Raw genomic sequence first — 17,358 nt, 5'->3', positions numbered from 1 at the left:
TTTGGCTGGATCAGTTTCGTCAGCGCGCGCCTTCGCTCGCCAGCTTCAAACCCAGAGCCGCAAAGGATGCCGCAAAAGCGCGTCGCAGCCAGTTCATGGCGCGTTCGCTTTGCAACAGGCGCTCACGGCCTGTGGCGGCCACCACCGCATAAGCGAGAAACACCACGAAGGTCATGCCGGTGAAGCCGAGGCCGAGTTCGATCAGCAGGATGGTCTTGCTGTCGGCAGGCACGAATTGCGGGATGAAGGCCACGAAGAACAGCGGCAGTTTCGGATTGAGGATATTCAGAAAAATACCGCGCCGGACGAGTTGGGCCGGCGATGCCGGTTTGCCGGCGCGCACCGACAGGCCGCCCTTATCGTTCAACACCGCCCATGCCATCCAGATCAGATAGGCGACGCCGGCGAACTTGATCGTCTGAAACAGAACGGCGCTTGTATGCAGGATGGCGGCAAGGCCCGCCATGGCGATTACCAGATGGATGACGGTTGCGATTGTGCAACCGACCGACGCCCAGAACCCGGCCGGAAAGCCACCGACCATGGTGGATGACAGCGTGTAGACGACGCCGATGCCGGGCGACAGGCAGATGATGAAAGCAGTCAGAAGATATTCGGCGCTCATGTACGTGTCTCCCGCAAGGTCCGCATGTGGCAGATTTTGTGTTGACGCTGGTTGCGACAGGCCGGGTTGGAAATGCCCGCCATACGACGGGCAAATCCGTTAGCAGTCCAATTCGCCGCGCATGACCATGGCGCAGCTTCCGCCGACCAGAACGTCACTCACCTTGCCGGCTCGTCTCGTCACCTCAAGCTCGATGACACTGCGGCGGCCCATTTCCACGCCCTGTTCGATGGTGATGGCGGTCTGGCCGTCTGCCGGGAGATTGATATCGGTTTCGACCAGGTACGCGGCAAGCGCCGCTGAAGCGCTGCCGGTGGCGGGGTCCTCCGGCACGTTGTCGAGCGGTGAAAACATGCGGGCGCGGATATGCCAGGGGCGGGCCGTATCGCGAACATAAAGGAAGATCGGGAAATCGAGCCCTTCGCCCGGGTATCGTTTCGCCGCCGTCTTGAATGCAGCCAGATCGGGCGCAGCCTTGGCCAGCGCATCAAGGCCATCCAGTTCGGCAAACACGAAGGCAAGGCCGACCGAGGCATAAAGCGGCTGATGGTTTGCCACGCGGATGTTTTCCAGAGCGAGAGAAAGGCAATTGGCGACGCTTTGCGCATCGACAGTGCTGCCGGTGCTCAGAGCCTGCGGTGCGCGAATGGAAGCAGTCGTGACCTTGCCGTTTTCACGTTTCAAAGAGACCTCGACAAGGCCTGCCTTTTCCTCGAACCGCAGTGTCTCGCCCACCGGTGTGCCGAAAAGTTCGGCCTGCTGGCCAAGCACATAGGCCGTGCCGACATTGGGGTGACCGGCAAAGGGCACTTCCATGGTCGGTGTGAAGATGCGCACCTCAGCACTATTGGCCGGATCCTGCGGCGGCAGAACGAAAGTCACCTCCGAATAATTGAACTCGGTTGCGATGTTCTGCATGTCCGCACTGGTTAAGCCCTGCGCATCGAGAATGACGGCGAGTGGATTGCCAGTAAAACGCGTCTGCGTGAAAACATCGACAGTGACATAACGGACGGTCGGCATGGGCATTCTCCGGGGCTGGCAATTGTGATGTATGCCTAGCCGGGAGAGGGGAGGACCACCAGCCAAAGTTTGTGATGGCGTCCATCATCGAAATGAGGGGGAAGGCTGGTTATTGAAGGCGAATAGGGGCTTTATGACATGTTTTGCGCAAAGACTGCTGTCGGCCCCAAGCGGACTTTATGGACGCCGTAGGTGGGTTGCTTACCAATATTCCGGAACGTAGTGTCCTTTCGAATTGGTGGGCGGCAGGACCTTAAATGCACGAAGAACTCATATCGCAGTTGCGGAGCGACATCCCTTACATTCACGACAAGATATACGTTGATAATGCTTCGGTAACGCCCATACCGAAACGGGTGCAGGTAGCCAGTGAGCACTACAACAGGATCGTATCGGAAAAGCTCAGGGAATACCGAGTTGCGTCGCTCCCTTTCTTCGACAAAGGCCGCGCTCTCGCCGCAAAGCTTGTCGGATCACGTCCTGACAACATTGCCTATGTCCAGAACACGGCTCACGGGCTCTCACTTGTAGCGCTCGGCATCGACTGGCGTCCGGGCGACAATATCGTCGTTTGCGCGGAGGATTTCCCGTCAAACTTTCTGTGCTGGGTGCAATTGGGTGAGCTGGGTGTCGATGTTCGCCAGGTCGGTTCTAGGACAGGACGCATCGACGTCAGCGATGTTCGCGAAGTTATCGATAGCCGGACCCGCGTCGTCTCGGTAAGTCACGTCCAGTTCTATAGCGGATTTCGTGTTGATGTTGCCGCGCTAGGGGAAATCTGCGCAGCCTCAGGGGCTCTCCTAGTGGTCGACGGCACTCAATCCACCGGTGCGATCAAACTTGACGTCGGAGCCGCAGGTGTCGACGTCCTCGTCGTTAGTGCTCACAAATGGATGATGGGACCGCGCGGCATCGGTTTTGCCAGTTTCTCCGAACGCGCCCTAGCCGCGATCACTCCAAGGGTTGTCGGCTGGCTTAGTGTCAACGATCCATTTGCCTTCAATCGCAAGCTCGACTTCCTGCCAGATGCCCGTCGCTTTGAACCGGGAACGGCCAATGGTTCAGGCATCTTGGGACTGGTTGAAAGGCTTGCTCAAATCGATGAGCTAGGCATCGACTGGATCGAGGAGAGGGTTTTGTGGCTGAGCACAGTGCTTCGTGAACGTGCACGCCAGGAAGGTCTCGAACTTGTTTACGATTTCGATGGCAAAACTGGCTCCGGGATAAATCTTCTAAGGAGGCCCGGAACACCGACTTTGGAAACACATGCCAATTTGACTGCTAACGGCATTTTCGCCAGCATCCGCAACGATGCGATCCGGATATCGCCGCACTACTATAACACTCCGGACGAGATCGAGCGGATCGTGACAGTGATGTCGAGTGACCGACCCGGCTTGGCATGACCGCTTGTGGCGCAAAGCGGTATGCAGCAATTGGCCCGAAGCGCCTATCATCTTTAGTACGAGCCGGGCGTTGTCTTTGAAGCGGATAGCCGTATCGCGCTTTCTGGATCGTGAGCAAATTGCGTGATGGTGGGCCGACGCTGGCAAAGCTCGCGCATCCGCCTTGTCGTGTCCTGATGGACTGAAGCACTAAACGCAACGCCATCGACGTTGCCCTTCAACATGTCCGTTTCGCTATAGGACGCATCACCGCCGATCAGGATGCAGTGACCATCGGACTCTACCACTACCGAGACATGCCCCTCAGTATGTCCGGGTGTTGGAACGATATGAATTTTGCCATCGGCTGTCAGCGTTTTGCTTTTCTCGAAGCTCTCAAACGGTCCGTCCGTGAACTCGATTTCCGTTGGCTTCAGCCATTTAGGATAGTGCATGTTGAGATATCCGGTCAGCGGACCCGAGCGTGAAAGTGCGGTATGGGCCTCCTGCTTGCTGAGCAATATCGTGCTGTTAGGGAAATGCCCAATACCGCCTGCGTGGTCGCCGTGCATGTGCGTCATCACCACCCACCTTACATCCTTGGGATTGAAACCCATAGCGCGCAGCCGTGGACCGACCTCCTCTTCGGGTCGCACCCATCGGCGCTCGCAATACTGCATGAACGGATGCCACCGCGGCTGATATCCCGGATCGTTCGCATGTGAGCTTTCGCCTGTATCCACCACAATCAGGCCTTCCGGATGCTCGATAAGCCAGCAGCCGATAGGCAGACGCGGCGACCATTTGCCATCAACGATCACGTCAAGAGCACGGGCTGGCCTTGCCCAGAAACGCGCAAGTTGATGACGGCTCTTGATCTGCACATCACCGGTTTGAATGCAGTGGATTTTCATGATATCGACCTTAATGCAGCAACTGTCGCATTAATGATTAAAGGCAAGTCCAGATGTCGTCAAGTGGATCGGAACTAGGAGAATTTGATCGAGTTCGGGAAAGGCGGGGTGGTCGCAGCGAACGTGTCCGTGTAGCGGTGATGGGTGCGGTCAGACAGATTTTGCAAGATTCAGGCTACGGTGCACTCACACACCGGGCTGTTGCTGCCGCTGCATACGTGGACAATGCAACGATCTATCGACGCTGGCCCACACGCCCGCAACTTGTCAGCGACATGCTGCGTGACCTCTCCTCCGATTTGGTGCCCGTGCCAGATACAGGATCGATCAATGGTGACCTCACCGCCTATCTCTCCAGCGTCTTGGCCATGTTGACGACACCCGGCACGAAGAAGCTGGCTCAGTCAATCTTCGCGGCCTCAATCGAGGGCGATGACGTTGTTGCTGTCGTTTTGGCCGATTTCTGGCAAGAGCGTTTTTCGGGTTCCTATAAGATGCTCGACAGAGCGATAGGTCGCGGAGAACTGCCAGCAATGCTGGACCATGCAGCCATAATGGACGCGTTGGTGGCTCCTGCTTGGTTCCGAACGTTTATTAGCAGAATGCCGGTTGGCGAGGAGTTTCAGAAACGGTGCGTGATGGCGGCGTTAGCGCAGGCCCAGACTGAGAAATGATCCCGCATTTTCCGCGTAGGCAATGACCGCTTCTGGCGCAACCCCGCCATCCATATGCTCTTCCCCGAAACACACGAAAGCCGCCCGTTACCAGGCGGCTCCCATGCCGTTTTCCTCTCCCGGGAAACTCTTTATGTCTTACGCAGCCTTTTCCAGCGCCTGCTGCCAGGTGCCCTTGGCGGCGAGCGTGTTCATTTCGGCGCGGTGCTGGAAGGCGCGCTGGCCGGCGGCGACGTTTTCGGACTTGCCGCCCCATGCCTTCAGCGCCGTTTCCTGCAGCGCGCGGCCGTAGGAATAGGTCAGCTTCCAGGGTAGGTCGTAACCGGCGACCATGGCCGACAGATGCGCCGTTGCCTCTTCCGACGTCTGGCCGCCCGACAGAAAGGCGACGCCCGGAACCGATGCCGGTACGGTGGCCTTCAGAACCTTGACGGTGCGCTCGGCCACTTCAGCGACCGATGCCTTGCGAGCCTTGATGCCGTCGATGATCATGTTCGGCTTGAGGATCATGCCCTCAAGGTTGACGCGGGCGTCGAACAGATCGGCAAAAACGGTCTGCAGCACATGCTGGGTGACTTCGGCGCAGCGGTTGATATCGTGATCACCGGGCGTGCCGTCCATCATGACTTCCGGCTCGACAATCGGCACGATATCGGCCTGCTGGCAGAGAGCGGCATAACGGGCGAGCGACTGCGAGTTGGCCTTGATGGATCCCCAGCTCGGGCGCTGGTCGCCGATGGTGATGACGCCGCGCCATTTGGCGAAACGGGCACCGGCTTCGCGATACTTGCGCAGGCGCTCGTAAAGGCCGTCGAGGCCTTCGGTGATGAATTCGTTGGGGTGCAGCGCCATCGGCTTGGCACCGATATCGACCTTGATGCCCGGAATGGAGCCGGCACCGGTGATGAGGTCAACGAAAGGCGTGCCGTCGGCGGCTTTCTGGTAGAGGGTTTCCTCATACAGGATGACGCCGGAGATGCAGTTCTTCATGGCCGCGTCGGTGCGGAACAGCATTTCGCGATAATCACGGCGGCTCGTCTCTGTCGACTCAAGGTTGATACTGTCAAAACGCTTCTTGATCGTCGATGTCGATTCATCGGCGGCCAGGAGCCCCTTGCCGTTTGCAACCATCTGTACGGCAATGTCTTCGAGGCGTTCGGTCATGGTAGTCTCCCGGGTGCTGATAAAAGCTGATATTTCGGCCATAACAGAAGAATAGGGCACAAAAAACAGGGAGCTAATTGTTTGAAACGATTGAAATTATTTCAATCGTTTAAAAGAACTAAAATTTTTGAATTTGCTTGTTAAAAAAAGAGAGCGGCCTATCTTAGCCGCTCTCCTGCTCGTTATAGCTGTGAACATTCGCTCATCGCAACGGCATTTGCGCCGGCGCGAGATCAGCCCTTCTTCAGGACTTCAACGCCCGGCAGGACCTTGCCTTCCATCCATTCCAGGAATGCGCCGCCGGCGGTCGAGACATAGGTAAAGTCGTCGGCAACGCCTGCGTGGTTCAGCGCGGCAACGGTATCGCCGCCACCGGCAACAGAGGTCAGCTTGCCGGCTTTCGTTTGTTCGGCTGCAAACTTGGCGGCGGCAACCGTTGCCGTGTCGAAGGGAGCGATTTCAAAGGCGCCGAGCGGACCGTTCCAGACCAGTGTTTTTGCCTTGCCGATCCATTCGTTGATGGCTTCGACCGATTTCGGACCGACATCGAGTGCCATGGCATCGGCCGGGATGGCATCGATGGCGACCGTTTCATTGGCGGCATTGGCCTTGAACTCGCGGGCAACGACGGCATCGACCGGCAGCACGATGGCGCAGCCGGCTTTCTCCGCTTCCGCCATGATCGCCTTGGCGGTCTCGCCGAGATCGTGTTCGCACAGCGACTTGCCGACATCGATACCCTGCGCGGCAATGAAGGTGTTGGCCATGCCGCCGCCGATGACCAGCGCGTCGACCTTCTTCACGAGGTTCTGCAAGAGGTCGATCTTGGTGGAAACCTTTGCGCCGCCGACGATGGCAACAGTCGGGCGAACCGGGGTGCCGAGGCCTGCCTGGAGCGCTTCAAGCTCGGCCTGCATGGTGCGGCCGGCATAGGCGGGCAGGTGATGGGCAAGGCCTTCCGTGGAAGAGTGAGCGCGGTGGGCGGCGGAAAACGCGTCGTTGACGAAGATGTCGCCGTTCTTTGCCAGTTCGGCGGTGAAGGCGGCGTCGTTCTTTTCCTCTCCCTTGTGGAAGCGGGTGTTTTCCAGAAGCAGGATGTCGCCATCCTTCATGGAGGACACGGCGTCGGCGGCATCAGTGCCGATGCAATCGGATGCAAACAGGATCTTGTCGCCCAGCACTTCGTTGACGGCGGTAACGATCAGGGACAGCGACATGTCGGCAACCGGTTCACCCTTGGGGCGACCGAAATGTGCCAGAAGGATGACTTTCGCGCCTTTTTTGGACAACTCAAGGATGGTCGGTGCAACGCGCTCGATGCGGGTCTTGTCGCTGACCTTGCCATCTGCCATCGGCACATTGAGGTCGACGCGCACGAGAACGCGCTTGCCCGCGATGTCGGAAAGGTCGTCGAGAGTCTTGAAAGCCGCCATATCGTCAATCCATATGTTTACGGGTTGGAATTTCGAAGCGGACCATACTATCCTTGAACGCGGACGCAAGGAGCTAGGTCAAGGACAGCGGTACTGCGCTGCGTCAAAACGACTTCGCCGACTTGTGTTAACGAAATTCCCATCAGGCCGGTGTGTAATCCTTGGCAATGATGCAGGACACGGTTTGCAGGCGAAGCCGGTCGAGCGAGGTGAAAAATGGCGGGTCGGTCCAATCGGAAAGATACCGATACTGGAACTGATGTGATGGCGGCCGTGTCGGAAGACGCGCGGATCCTCGATCTTCTGCCGGCGCTGATCGGTTACATGGATGCCGATCTCAACCTTCTTTATGTCAACAAGACCTATGCCGACCTGCGCAATATCGACCGCCACGCGGTGATCGGTAAACAGGCCCGCGAAGTGGTGGGGCCTGAAAACTATGCCGCCATTCGCGACAAGCTGGAACTGGCGCGAGCCGGCACGCCGGTTTCCTTCGATTACGACCTGATGTCGAAAGGCCAGAAACGTCGGGTGATGGCGCATTACCTGCCGGATCTTGCCGAAGATGGCCGCGTGCGTGGCGTGCTCGTGCATGTCAGCGATCTCGGCCAGCGTCAGGCGGATCTGAGCGAGCGTGCGGAAGAAAGCCAGGCGCTGTTTGAAAACGCCTTCAGGAATTCGCCGATCGGGCTTGCTCTCGTCGATACGAGCGGCATCATTCTGCGCACCAATAAAAGCTTTGCCGATATGCTGGGCCGCACGGTGGAAGAGGTCACCGGTATCGGTTTTGGGGGTATCACTCATCCGGACGATATCGATGCCGACCTTTTTCTGTTCCGCCAGGTTCTGGCCGGTCACCGCGACAGTTATCGCATCGATAAACGCTATCTGAAGCCCGATGGCGGCGTGACCGAAACCAATCTTTCCGTGACCGCCATGCGCAACGAAGCGGGGGAGATCGTGCGTTTCATCTCGCAGATCGTCGATGTGACGGAGCAGAAACAGGCACAACGGGCGATGAGCGAAATCAACGCCCAGCTTGCCGTTGCCATGGATGCCGTCAGCGGCGGGTTCTGGCAGTTCGATATCGGCAGAAGCGATTTTCGCATTTCCGATGGCCTGAAAACATTCATCGTCGGGCCGGGTCCGGTGCCGTTCGATCTTTCCAGTTATATCCAGCGTATGGATCCGCAGGACCGTGCGGGGGCCGGTTTCGAGCGGCTGGTGGCAGGCCATACCGACCGCGAAACCGCCGAATACCGGCTGCAGACCGTGACTGGCGAACGCTGGATGCGCTGCGAACGCAAGCTTCTGCGTGACGACGAAGGCCGGCCGATCAAGATCATGGGCGTCGCCTTCGACATTTCGCGCGAGCGGGAACAGTTGCGACTGACGCAGGAACAGGCCAATCGCGACAGTCTCACGGGGCTTCTCAACCGCCGCGGGCTGGAAGCGGCCTTCGCGCTCGGCCGTTCGAACCACGCCTGTGGTGTGCTGGCCATCGATCTCGACGGCTTCAAGCAGGTCAATGATCGCCACGGCCATGAGGCAGGCGACGAGGTTCTTACTGAGACGGCGCGGCGGCTGAAGACGGCGGTGCGCGAGACCGATCTGATCTGCCGCACCGGTGGCGACGAATTTGTGGTCGTGCTGGTGGATGCCGACGAGGCGCTGATGGATGCGATCAGCAGCCGCATCATCGAACTGATGCAGACCACGATGATCATCAGCTACGGCGAGGTAAAAGTCGGCTGCAGTATTGGTGCCGTCTGGTATCCGGCATGGCCGATCAGCCTGAAGGAACCGCAATCGCGCGCTGATGCCGGGCTTTACCGCGCCAAGGCGGCGGGGAAGAATACCTGGCGGGCGGGGTGAGGGTGGTCTGCTGCGAACCCTTGCAGCTTGAAAGCCTGAGGTAAAAGTAATACCTCATTTCCCATGGGTATTACGAGGTGTCGACGTGAGCACGACGGTGACGGCAAAGGGCCAAGTGACCATTCCCAAGGCGGTGCGGGACCTGCTTGGTATCGTACCCGGTAGCGAGGTTGATTTTCAGCGTGCTGCCGATGGAACAATCGTGCTGACCGCAGTCGGCGACAAAAAGCCGAGCAGTCGCTTCCAGCAATTGCGCGGTCATGCGGGAAAAGGCCTTGATACGGATGCGATCATGGCGCTGACACGCGGTGAAAGGTGACACTGGTCGATACCAGCGTCCTGCTTGATCTGGTCACCAATGACCCCGTCTGGGCGGACTGGTCGATCGCCCAGCTTGAGGCAGCTAGCCTCAAGGGACCGCTTCTCATCAACGATATCATCTACGCCGAGCTTTCGGTGCGTTACGAGCGCATAGAAGATCTTGATGTCTTCATAGATGAGGCGCAGTTGGATATCATGGCGCTTTCACGTCCGGCGCTGTTTCTGGCGGGGAAAGTGTTCACGCAATATCGCCGTGCCGGTGGTTCACGTACGGGCGTGCTGCCGGACTTTTTGATCGGTGCGCAGGCTGCGGTGCAACAAATACCGGTGCTGACGCGGGATGTGGGGCGTTATCGTCGGTATTTTCCGACCGTCGAACTGATTACGCCTATCCGGTAACTACCAGCTGCTCCGCCAACTCCACCGCATCCACCGGCCAGTAAATCTGCGGTCTTGGCCGATGCACATTCGCCCGCCCTTGCTCCGGCCGGCAGAACAACACGCTTTGTCGCCATTGCGCCGGGATTGCTGCCTCTCCATGAACGGCACCCAGAAGCGCGCCGGCAATTGCCGCGTTCGTATCGGTATCGCCGCCGCCGGCGATCGTGCGTACGACACCTTCTTCCAGTGACGGGGCATTCAGCAGCTGGAACAATGCATTTTGGAAGGCGATCATCACCCAGCCCTGCTGGTGGGTGAAATCGGTGGGTGGTGTATATTCGGCGGCCGCGATCACGTCCTGCACGGCGGGCAGAACGGCCAGTGCCTTTGCCCACGTCCTGATCGCCTCGTAAAGCTCGCGCGGGGTTGGGCCGGTTGCGATGGCATGGGAAATAGCGCGGGCAAACAGGTTGTTGATCTGGCGGCAGACCGGGTGGGGATGGGTGATGACGGCATCCTGCTCAGCCCATGCGCCGACCTGCATGAGCGGCAGGCCTGCGCCAAAAATGCCGAGCGGCGCGATCCGCATCAACGCGCCATTGGCCTGGCTGTCATGGTTGGGCAGAGCGTCGAGCCCGTCGCGCACCGTATTACCGATATCGAACGGGTTTGAGCGCAGCCAATCCGCATAAACTTTTCGAGCAGCGTCCTGAACATAGGTTCCTTCCGCAACGAGTGTGCGGGCGAGCGCCAGTGCCATTTCGGAATCGTCGGTTGGCTGGCCGGCAATGGTGTTCCATGTGCCGCCGTCACGCATTTCGCGCACGCCAAGCGGATATCTTTGACAAATCTGTTGCGGTGTCTGGAATTCCACCAAAGAGCCCAGCGCATCGCCGGACAGTTGGCCCAGCAAACAGCCGATGGCGCGGGAGCGGATTTGTTGGTCCATGATGCGGTCCTGAAAATGTGTTTGTGGTGGCTAAGCACCTCCATCATACATAGGATAGAAAACACGGTTTTCAGCCGACAGGGAGTGAAAATGGATTTGGGTACACTGACTGCCGACACCGCGATTGCGGAACAGTTGAGAACCTATCTCTCCAAGATCGATGACATGCCCGATGCGGAAGAGTTCAGAACTTCGCTTGGTCTGCTGCCGTTGCCGCAGATGGTCGAGGAGACCGGGACGTTCCGGTCCTTCCGGCTGGTCGAAATGTTGGGCGGGATCATTCTCGATGATCCGGGAACCAGCAATCACCATATGCTGATCGGCGCATCGCCTCTGGCCGGCATGGTGTTTTATCTGAGCCATGATGGTGGCAGCCGCGTCGTCTTCGACGATCTTGCCGCTTATCTTGCTGCTACTGAGGTTGCCTTCGAGGCCGCCGACTTTCTGGATGAGCATCATCCCGCGCATGCACCTCTCGCCGCGGATCAGGCAGGGCTTCACGCTTTTCTTGCAGATGTTGGGTCACAAGACGACGGGGATGAGGCCATTGTCCCGCTTCTTCCTTCGCTCGACCTGTCCGATCCCGACTTTCTGATCGCGTTGATCGGCGATGATTTCATGATCGGCGAGGCGGTGGCGGAGGAAATCACTCGACGTCCGGCGGAATATCTTCTGTCGGTCGCGCAGTTCTGTGAAAGCTTCCCGCATCCACAGGTCAGCAGGCCAGGGGCAAAAGCGTTGCAGGCCATTGCTGCGCTGTAATGTTCACTCTTCCGCCGCCGTCTTCTCCCGTGCTTCCTTTGCTCGCGCCCGGTAGCGCCTGAGCCTGTCCCTGATGCGGTGGGCGATTTCTCGCATGTTGATGAAGATCGGCAGGCCGGTGGCCGGTTCCACCGGTTCCAGCGAAATACCCACGCTGCTGATATGGTTCTGCTCGTCGAGATCGCGCACGATGAGGATGATCGAACCGAGCCGCACGCGATCGGCATATTCGGCATGGCCGCTCAGCCGATGCAGGATGAGTTCTGAAACGGTCATGCCCTGTTCAGCCGCCGTCAGCAGGCCGGGCCCGTAAGCGGCATCCAGTTCTTTTGCTGGCCGGGCAGGGGAGATGGCGAATGCGCCGAAGAAATCGGCATCGTCTTCTTCCACCGGCAGGTGGCTGGCGAACAGCCGGTCGAGCAGGCGGGAATAACCGGGCGCTATGAACATGTAGAGCTGGTCGTTTTCCTTCAGGCGCCCGGCGTATTGATAACGCATGCTGCGGCCGTCACGGATGACCAGCGATGGCGTCGCCCAGCGGGGAATACGCTCGCCGCGCAGAACGGCGCTGTCTTTTGCCACGCGGTAGGTGATCAGCTCGTGGTTGGCGCGACCGGGCAGATCGAGTTCCAGCTTGTCGACCTCACCCATGCGCGGCGGGATGATCAGGCCGAGTTTCTGCGCCACCGGCTTGATCGTCCAGCCCTGCAGAAGAAGCGAGACGAGAACGATGATGAAGGCGGTGTTGAAATAGACCTGCCCATGCGGCACCTCGCCCATCACCGGCAGGATTGCCAAAAGGATTGAGACGGCGCCGCGCAGGCCCACCCATGCGAAAAAGCCGATTTCCTGCTGGGTGAAATCGAAGGGAAGCAGGCTCAGCCAGACCGCGATGGGGCGGGCGACAAAGATCAGGAAAAGCGCAAGGGCGATGGCCGGCAGCGCGATGTCGCCGAACTGCGACGGCGTGGCGAGCAGGCCGAGGACCAGGAACATGATGATCTGTGCCAGCCATGTCAGCCCGTCCTGAAGGCGGCGGATCGCCTCCTTGGCAAAGATTTTTCGGCTGCCGGCATAGATGCCCGCGACATAGACGGCGAGAAACCCGCTGCCACCGAGCGTGCCGGTGAAGGAAAACACGAGGAAGGCGAGGCCGAGCACGAAGATCGGGGCAAGCCCACGGTCGGCGGCAAAACGGTTGACGATGGCGACGATCATGGCGCCGCCGGCAAGGCCGAAGATCAGACCGAGTCCCATTTCCTGCACGAACTCGGCCAAAAGTTCTATGTTGAGGCCGCTGGCGCCATGGCCGAGGCTGACGATCTGCACCAGCGAGAGCGTCAGGAAAATCGCCATTGGATCATTGGTGCCGGATTCCACTTCCAGCGTCGAGCGCACCTTGTCGCGGATATGGATGCCGCCGATGCGTAGCAGGAAGAATACGGCGGCTGCATCCGTCGAGGCGACGATGGAGCCCAACAGCAGCCCTTCCAGCCATGTGAAGCCGAGAAGAAGCGAGGCGGCAAAGGCGAATATGATCGCCGTCATCAGAACGCCGGCAGAGGCGAGCGCCAGTGCCGGCAGGGCGGCAATCTTGAAGGAGTGGACGGAGGTGCCGAAGCCCGAATCGAACAGAATGATCGCCAGCGCCAGAGAACCGATCATGTAAGCAAGCGGGTTGTTGTCGAAGCGTATGCCGAGACCGTCGGAACCAGCGGCAAGCCCGATCATCAGGAAAACGAGCAGAAGCGGTGCGCCGAAGCGGAAAGCGATGAGGCTCGAGAAGGCCGCCGCCAGCACCAGAACCGTGCTCACCAGCAGGATGATGTAAAAAGCCTCCACTGCGTGTCTTTCCCTGTCCGCTTTCCAATGTCCACGTCGTCACGTCACTGTCGGGTTTCCGGACATGGCATCCGCGTGCGGCAACCGTGAAAACGGGCCGGGCTTCGCCCGTCATGGACGAAAAGGGGAGATGCGACGCAGGTTCGGCTCATGCCGGCGGGAATCAGACAGTGCCCAATAAGGCCGGGTTAAAAGGGGCAAGAGAAGGGCAGAGGGTAAATTTTACATAAGAAAGGCGGGCCGGATGGTTCCGGCCCGCCTTTTGAGGATCAGAGTGCTGAATTGCGGCGTTATGCCAGCCAGAAGATCAGGCCGGACAGCGTAAAGCCGATCAGGCCCATCAGCGTTTGCATCACCGTCCAGGTCTTGAACGTGGTCTTGATGTCCATGTTGAAGAAACGACCGACCAGCCAGAAGCCTGAATCGTTGACATGCGACAGCATGACCGAGCCGGAGGCAACCGCAATGACGATGGCCGCCAGTTCGAGACCCTGGTAGCCGGCCGCCTGAATGGCGGGCTGCACGAGGCCGGCAGCGGTGATCAGCGCAACGGTTGCCGAACCCTGTGCGACGCGAAGAGCTGTCGAAATCAGGAAGCCCGCGACGAAGATTGGCATGCCGATATCGGCAAGCACGCCCGACAGGGCGTTGCCGATGCCGGAGGCGCGCAGAACGCCGCCGAACATGCCGCCAGCGCCGGTGATCAGGATAACCGAGCAGACCGGGCCGAGAGCCGAATCGACGATACGTTCGACCTTGACCGGATCACGACCACGCATCGGGCCGAGAACATAGGCGGCAACCAGTACCGAGATCAGAAGTGCGATCGGAGTGGAGCCGATGGCGCGGGCGAGCTGGAACCAGCTGGCGCCCTTGTCGACCCAGCCTTGCGCACGGGCGAAATCGAGACCCGTGTTCATGAAGATGAGGATGAGCGGCAGGAGCAGCAGCGACACGACGAGGCCGGGGCTGGGCAGGGTGGTCGGCTCGTCCGAATTTTTCTCTTCCGTCACATTGTCCGGAATAGGCAGGTAGATGCGATTGCCGATCCATTTGCCGAAAAAGTGGCCTGCAAGAATCCAGGTGGGGATGGCGACGATCAGACCGACGATGATCAGCAGGCCGACATCGGCGCCCAGAAGTTCGGATGCGGCCACGGGGCCCGGATGCGGCGGCACGAAGACGTGCATGCACGAAAACGCGGTGGCGACCGGGATGCCGTAAAGCAGAAGGCTGCCGCCAAGGCGGCGTCCGACCGTGAACATCACAGGCAGCATGACAACGAGACCGGCATCGAAGAAGATCGGGAAACCGAAGAACAGCGAGGCGATGCCGAGCGCCATTGGCGCGCGTTTTTCACCGAACCGCCGAACAAGGTCATCGGCCAGCGCCTGCGCGCCGCCGGAGACTTCCAGCAGGCGGCCCAGCATGGCGCCGAGGCCCACCAGCAGTGCCACGCCGCCAAGCGTGGAGCCGAAGGCCGAGGTCAGCGTGGTCAGGATGTTGGCGGCGGGAATGCCAGTGACCAGTGCCGTCAGGAAGCTGACGAGAATAAGCGCCACGAAAGCGTGGACGCGAAACTGGATGATGAGGACGAGCAGCAGTGCAACTGCGCCCGCCGCGATGGAAATGAGCGCGCCCGCGCCCAGTGTCTGTTCAAATTCCGGCAAATTACTACTCCTCCAATGCAAGGCCTTAAAAGTTGCGGCCGGTGCATTCATCGCCTTCATGAAATTATGTGCGTAGGCTCATTGCGAGCCGTCAATTTCGCGCTTTACGACAGTTTTGTGCAGCGCATCAACCGTGTTGCGTGCGCCATCCCGGTCATTTTTGGCATTTCAGGGTGTCAAACAAGGATTTCTGAGGTGTTTTGGCATGAGGCGGCCTTTGCACTTTGCAGAGCGGGCTGTCTGCCGCTTCCATCTTCGGGTCGAAAATGTAGCCCAACGCCTGTTCGGCAAGGGAAAAGGCTTAAAAAGTGCGTGATCGGATCTCGTCCCGGTTTCCGGCCGCGCGACAAAAAATGCCAGGGCAATCATATACACTCGACGCCAGCCCTCGCGTAAATTATCTATAATTTCATGACGACCACCAAAACAGACACGATCGCCGTCCGTATCAGTCGCACGCTTGCCGAACGCATCGTTGCGGGCACGATCTCTGCCGGCGCAAAGCTGCGACAGGACCATATCGCGGATGAGTTCGGCGCCAGCCATGTGCCAGTGCGCGAGGCTTTTCGCCTGCTGGAGTCGCAAGGGCTCGTCGTCAGCGAGCCGCGTCGCGGGGTTCGGGTGGCAAGCTTCAGTCTTGACGAGGTGAAGGAAGTGGCGGAAATGCGCGCTGCGCTGGAGGTTTTGGCGCTTCGCCATGCCGCGCCACATTTGACGCGAGCGATACTCGATGCGGCCGAGGCCGCAACGCAGGCCGGGGACAAGGCGGCGGATGTGCAGACATGGGATGAGGCAAACCGCAGCTTCCATCGGCTGATCCTTGCGCCCTGTGGAATGCCGCGTCTCTTGAGGGCTATCGACGACCTTCAGATGGCAAGCGCGCGCCTGCTGTTTTCCGGCTGGCGGGCCGAATGGGAGGCGCCGACCGACCGCGACCACCGTGCCATCTTGGTGGCTTTGCGGGCCGGCGATGTGGAGCAGGCGGCTGCCGTGCTGGGTCGCCATGTCCAATGGGTCGGCAAGAACCCGCGTTAAAATCAATTTTTTCCCTATTCAATCAATGCGTTTTGCCTGCCGCGGTCTTCGCGACTTGCCAAGTTGGATATCCTGTGGATTCATTAGCTATAGATTCTAATAATTATCTATAATTTGGAGATCCACATGAGCTACCTCTCGACACCTACGCGCATACCAGCCTTCAGCCCGCTTGATTTGCAGAACGCTTCTCTGATCTGGAAGGGCATGGCGATCTTGCTCGGCACCGGTATTCTGGCTGCTTCCTCCTATATTTCCGTACCGATGATCCCGGTGCCGATCACCATGCAGACCTTTGCCGTCACCATGATCGGTGCGCTGTATGGCTGGCGTCTCGGGGGAGCGACGGTTGTTGCATGGCTGGTCGAGGCGGCTGTCGGCATGCCGGTTCTGGCAGGTGGTGCGTCCGGCCTGCTACCTTTCATCGGGCCGACCTCCGGTTATCTCTTCTCTTTCCCGATCATTGCGGCGCTGGCCGGATTGCTGGCTGAAAAAGGCTGGAACGGTCATCGTCCGGTTCTTGCCTTCGTGTCCATGATGCTCGCCAACCTTATGTGCCTTGCCATCGGCGGTGCCGTGCTGGGCGTCATGATCGGTGCGGAAAAGGCGTTGCTGCTTGGCGTTTTGCCGTTCCTGATCGGTGCAATCCTGAAATCCGCACTGGCAGCGGCGGTCCTGCGTCTGGCTGCGCGACGCACGGCCTGAGCCGGCCGGCATGACGGTTCGGTTGCGTCCGCATCATCTCCTTTGCCTGCTCACCTATGTGGGCAAGGGATACACACCTGCCTTTGTCAGCAACTATGACTGTATTGCCGGCAGGCTTTCGGATGGCGAGGATATTGTCGTCGTCGATGGTCCCGATGATGTTTGCGCGACGCTGCTTTGTGAGCCAGACCCGCACTGTTTTCGCGACAGCGTGCGGGAGCGTGACGCGCAGGCGGCTTATGATGTCGGTGATCTGCTGGGCCTGAAGATATTGGCGGGAGCGCGGATCGAACTGCATCCGGCGCTTCTGGCGCGGATGCGAAAGGCCTTTGCCGAGGGAGTGACGCGAAAAGCCTGCCTTGGCTGCGAATGGTCGGATCTGTGCAGCGGTATCGCTGCTGGTGGATACGGTGGCGTGCGGGTGAGGACGGCCTCGAAGGTTTGTCTCTAGGCTGCCCAATTCTGCGTCCCAGCCCTCCGGTGAAATCCGGGGCAGGTGACGGGGACCGGCCGACGTGTCCGCGCGGCGAAGGAGCTTTCAGCCCAAGGACTTGGTCTGGATCGCTCGCGGCCGAGGGCCGGGATGATGCAAGAGGGCGC

17 protein-coding genes are annotated in these 17,358 nt (G+C 59.3%); 9 read left to right on the top strand and 8 right to left on the bottom strand.

Annotated elements, in window-relative coordinates; all coding sequences use genetic code 11:
* Nucleotides 1–19 precede the first annotated feature (19 nt).
* Nucleotides 20–625, bottom strand: coding sequence for a LysE family translocator (locus GAO09_RS29190; protein ID WP_153360431.1), 606 nt, complete (start codon nucleotides 623–625; stop codon nucleotides 20–22).
* A gap of 99 nt (nucleotides 626–724) precedes the next feature.
* Nucleotides 725–1,648 (bottom strand): PhzF family phenazine biosynthesis protein, encoded by a 924-nt coding sequence (locus GAO09_RS29185; RefSeq protein WP_153360429.1) that lies wholly within the window; start codon nucleotides 1,646–1,648, stop codon nucleotides 725–727.
* A gap of 257 nt (nucleotides 1,649–1,905) precedes the next feature.
* Here GAO09_RS29185 and GAO09_RS29180 point away from each other — a divergent pair, with 257 nt between their 5' ends.
* Nucleotides 1,906–3,054, top strand: coding sequence for an aminotransferase class V-fold PLP-dependent enzyme (locus GAO09_RS29180; protein ID WP_153360427.1), 1,149 nt, complete (start codon nucleotides 1,906–1,908; stop codon nucleotides 3,052–3,054).
* Between the two features lie 53 nt (nucleotides 3,055–3,107).
* Here GAO09_RS29180 and GAO09_RS29175 read toward each other — a convergent pair whose 3' ends face one another.
* Nucleotides 3,108–3,947, bottom strand: coding sequence for an N-acyl homoserine lactonase family protein (locus GAO09_RS29175; protein ID WP_153360425.1), 840 nt, complete (start codon nucleotides 3,945–3,947; stop codon nucleotides 3,108–3,110).
* A 140-nt stretch (nucleotides 3,948–4,087) separates the two neighbouring features.
* On the opposite strand from GAO09_RS29175, the gene GAO09_RS29170 reads away from it, so the two are divergent.
* Entirely contained in the window at nucleotides 4,088–4,621 is a 534-nt protein-coding gene (locus GAO09_RS29170) for a TetR/AcrR family transcriptional regulator (RefSeq protein WP_209018882.1), read from the top strand.
* A 138-nt stretch (nucleotides 4,622–4,759) separates the two neighbouring features.
* Here GAO09_RS29170 and GAO09_RS29165 read toward each other — a convergent pair whose 3' ends face one another.
* Both GAO09_RS29165 and GAO09_RS29160 read right to left on the bottom strand, forming a co-directional pair.
* Complete coding sequence (locus GAO09_RS29165; RefSeq protein ID WP_153360420.1) at nucleotides 4,760–5,785, bottom strand: class I fructose-bisphosphate aldolase; 1,026 nt, start codon at nucleotides 5,783–5,785, stop codon at nucleotides 4,760–4,762.
* Between the two features lie 233 nt (nucleotides 5,786–6,018).
* Complete coding sequence (locus GAO09_RS29160; protein ID WP_153360418.1) at nucleotides 6,019–7,218, bottom strand: phosphoglycerate kinase; 1,200 nt, start codon at nucleotides 7,216–7,218, stop codon at nucleotides 6,019–6,021.
* A 264-nt stretch (nucleotides 7,219–7,482) separates the two neighbouring features.
* On the opposite strand from GAO09_RS29160, the gene GAO09_RS29155 reads away from it, so the two are divergent.
* The 3 genes from GAO09_RS29155 (at nucleotide 7,483) to GAO09_RS29145 (ending at nucleotide 9,813) form a co-directional block, all read left to right on the top strand.
* Nucleotides 7,483–9,093, top strand: coding sequence for a diguanylate cyclase (locus GAO09_RS29155; protein ID WP_209018881.1), 1,611 nt, complete (start codon nucleotides 7,483–7,485; stop codon nucleotides 9,091–9,093).
* An 85-nt stretch (nucleotides 9,094–9,178) separates the two neighbouring features.
* A complete protein-coding gene (locus GAO09_RS29150; protein ID WP_324185083.1) occupies nucleotides 9,179–9,412 on the top strand; it encodes an AbrB/MazE/SpoVT family DNA-binding domain-containing protein in 234 nt (77 codons plus the stop codon).
* Nucleotides 9,409–9,813 carry a type II toxin-antitoxin system VapC family toxin gene (locus GAO09_RS29145; protein ID WP_324185084.1) on the top strand — a complete coding sequence of 135 codons (405 nt, stop codon included), beginning with the start codon at nucleotides 9,409–9,411 and terminating at the stop codon, nucleotides 9,811–9,813. Before GAO09_RS29150 ends, GAO09_RS29145 begins: the two co-directional genes overlap by 4 nt.
* Here GAO09_RS29145 and GAO09_RS29140 read toward each other — a convergent pair.
* Nucleotides 9,803–10,744: an ADP-ribosylglycohydrolase family protein gene (locus tag GAO09_RS29140; protein ID WP_153360414.1), complete on the bottom strand. Its 942-nt coding sequence runs from the start codon at nucleotides 10,742–10,744 to the stop codon at nucleotides 9,803–9,805. The genes GAO09_RS29145 and GAO09_RS29140 overlap by 11 nt on opposite strands.
* Before the next feature lie 90 nt (nucleotides 10,745–10,834).
* On the opposite strand from GAO09_RS29140, the gene GAO09_RS29135 reads away from it, so the two are divergent.
* Nucleotides 10,835–11,506, top strand: a complete 672-nt coding sequence (locus GAO09_RS29135; protein ID WP_153360412.1) for a hypothetical protein — start codon at nucleotides 10,835–10,837, stop codon at nucleotides 11,504–11,506.
* Nucleotides 11,507–11,509: 3 nt separating this feature from the next.
* On the opposite strand, the gene GAO09_RS29130 is transcribed toward GAO09_RS29135, so the two are convergent.
* Together GAO09_RS29130 and GAO09_RS29125 are read right to left on the bottom strand one after the other, a co-directional pair.
* Entirely contained in the window at nucleotides 11,510–13,348 is a 1,839-nt protein-coding gene (locus GAO09_RS29130; protein WP_338015112.1) for a potassium/proton antiporter, read from the bottom strand.
* A gap of 290 nt (nucleotides 13,349–13,638) precedes the next feature.
* Complete coding sequence (locus GAO09_RS29125; protein WP_209018880.1) at nucleotides 13,639–15,018, bottom strand: GntP family permease; 1,380 nt, start codon at nucleotides 15,016–15,018, stop codon at nucleotides 13,639–13,641.
* Nucleotides 15,019–15,429: 411 nt separating this feature from the next.
* On the opposite strand from GAO09_RS29125, the gene GAO09_RS29120 reads away from it, so the two are divergent.
* The 3 genes from GAO09_RS29120 (at nucleotide 15,430) to GAO09_RS29110 (ending at nucleotide 17,209) form a co-directional block, all read left to right on the top strand.
* Nucleotides 15,430–16,053, top strand: a complete 624-nt coding sequence (locus GAO09_RS29120) for a GntR family transcriptional regulator (protein WP_153360410.1) — start codon at nucleotides 15,430–15,432, stop codon at nucleotides 16,051–16,053.
* Nucleotides 16,054–16,179: 126 nt separating this feature from the next.
* The gene (locus GAO09_RS29115; protein ID WP_153360408.1) at nucleotides 16,180–16,758 is read left to right on the top strand and encodes a biotin transporter BioY; all 579 of its coding nucleotides are present in this window, start codon (nucleotides 16,180–16,182) and stop codon (nucleotides 16,756–16,758) included.
* Between the two features lie 10 nt (nucleotides 16,759–16,768).
* Nucleotides 16,769–17,209: a DUF1284 domain-containing protein gene (locus GAO09_RS29110; RefSeq protein ID WP_153360405.1), complete on the top strand. Its 441-nt coding sequence runs from the start codon at nucleotides 16,769–16,771 to the stop codon at nucleotides 17,207–17,209.
* Nucleotides 17,210–17,358: the final 149 nt, after the last annotated feature.

This window comes from Endobacterium cereale, from assembly GCF_009617585.1.
Lineage (GTDB): Bacteria > Pseudomonadota > Alphaproteobacteria > Rhizobiales > Rhizobiaceae > Neorhizobium > Neorhizobium cereale.
The sequence above is the reverse complement of the archived record's forward strand: the minus strand, read 5'-3'. Positions and strand labels throughout refer to the sequence as shown.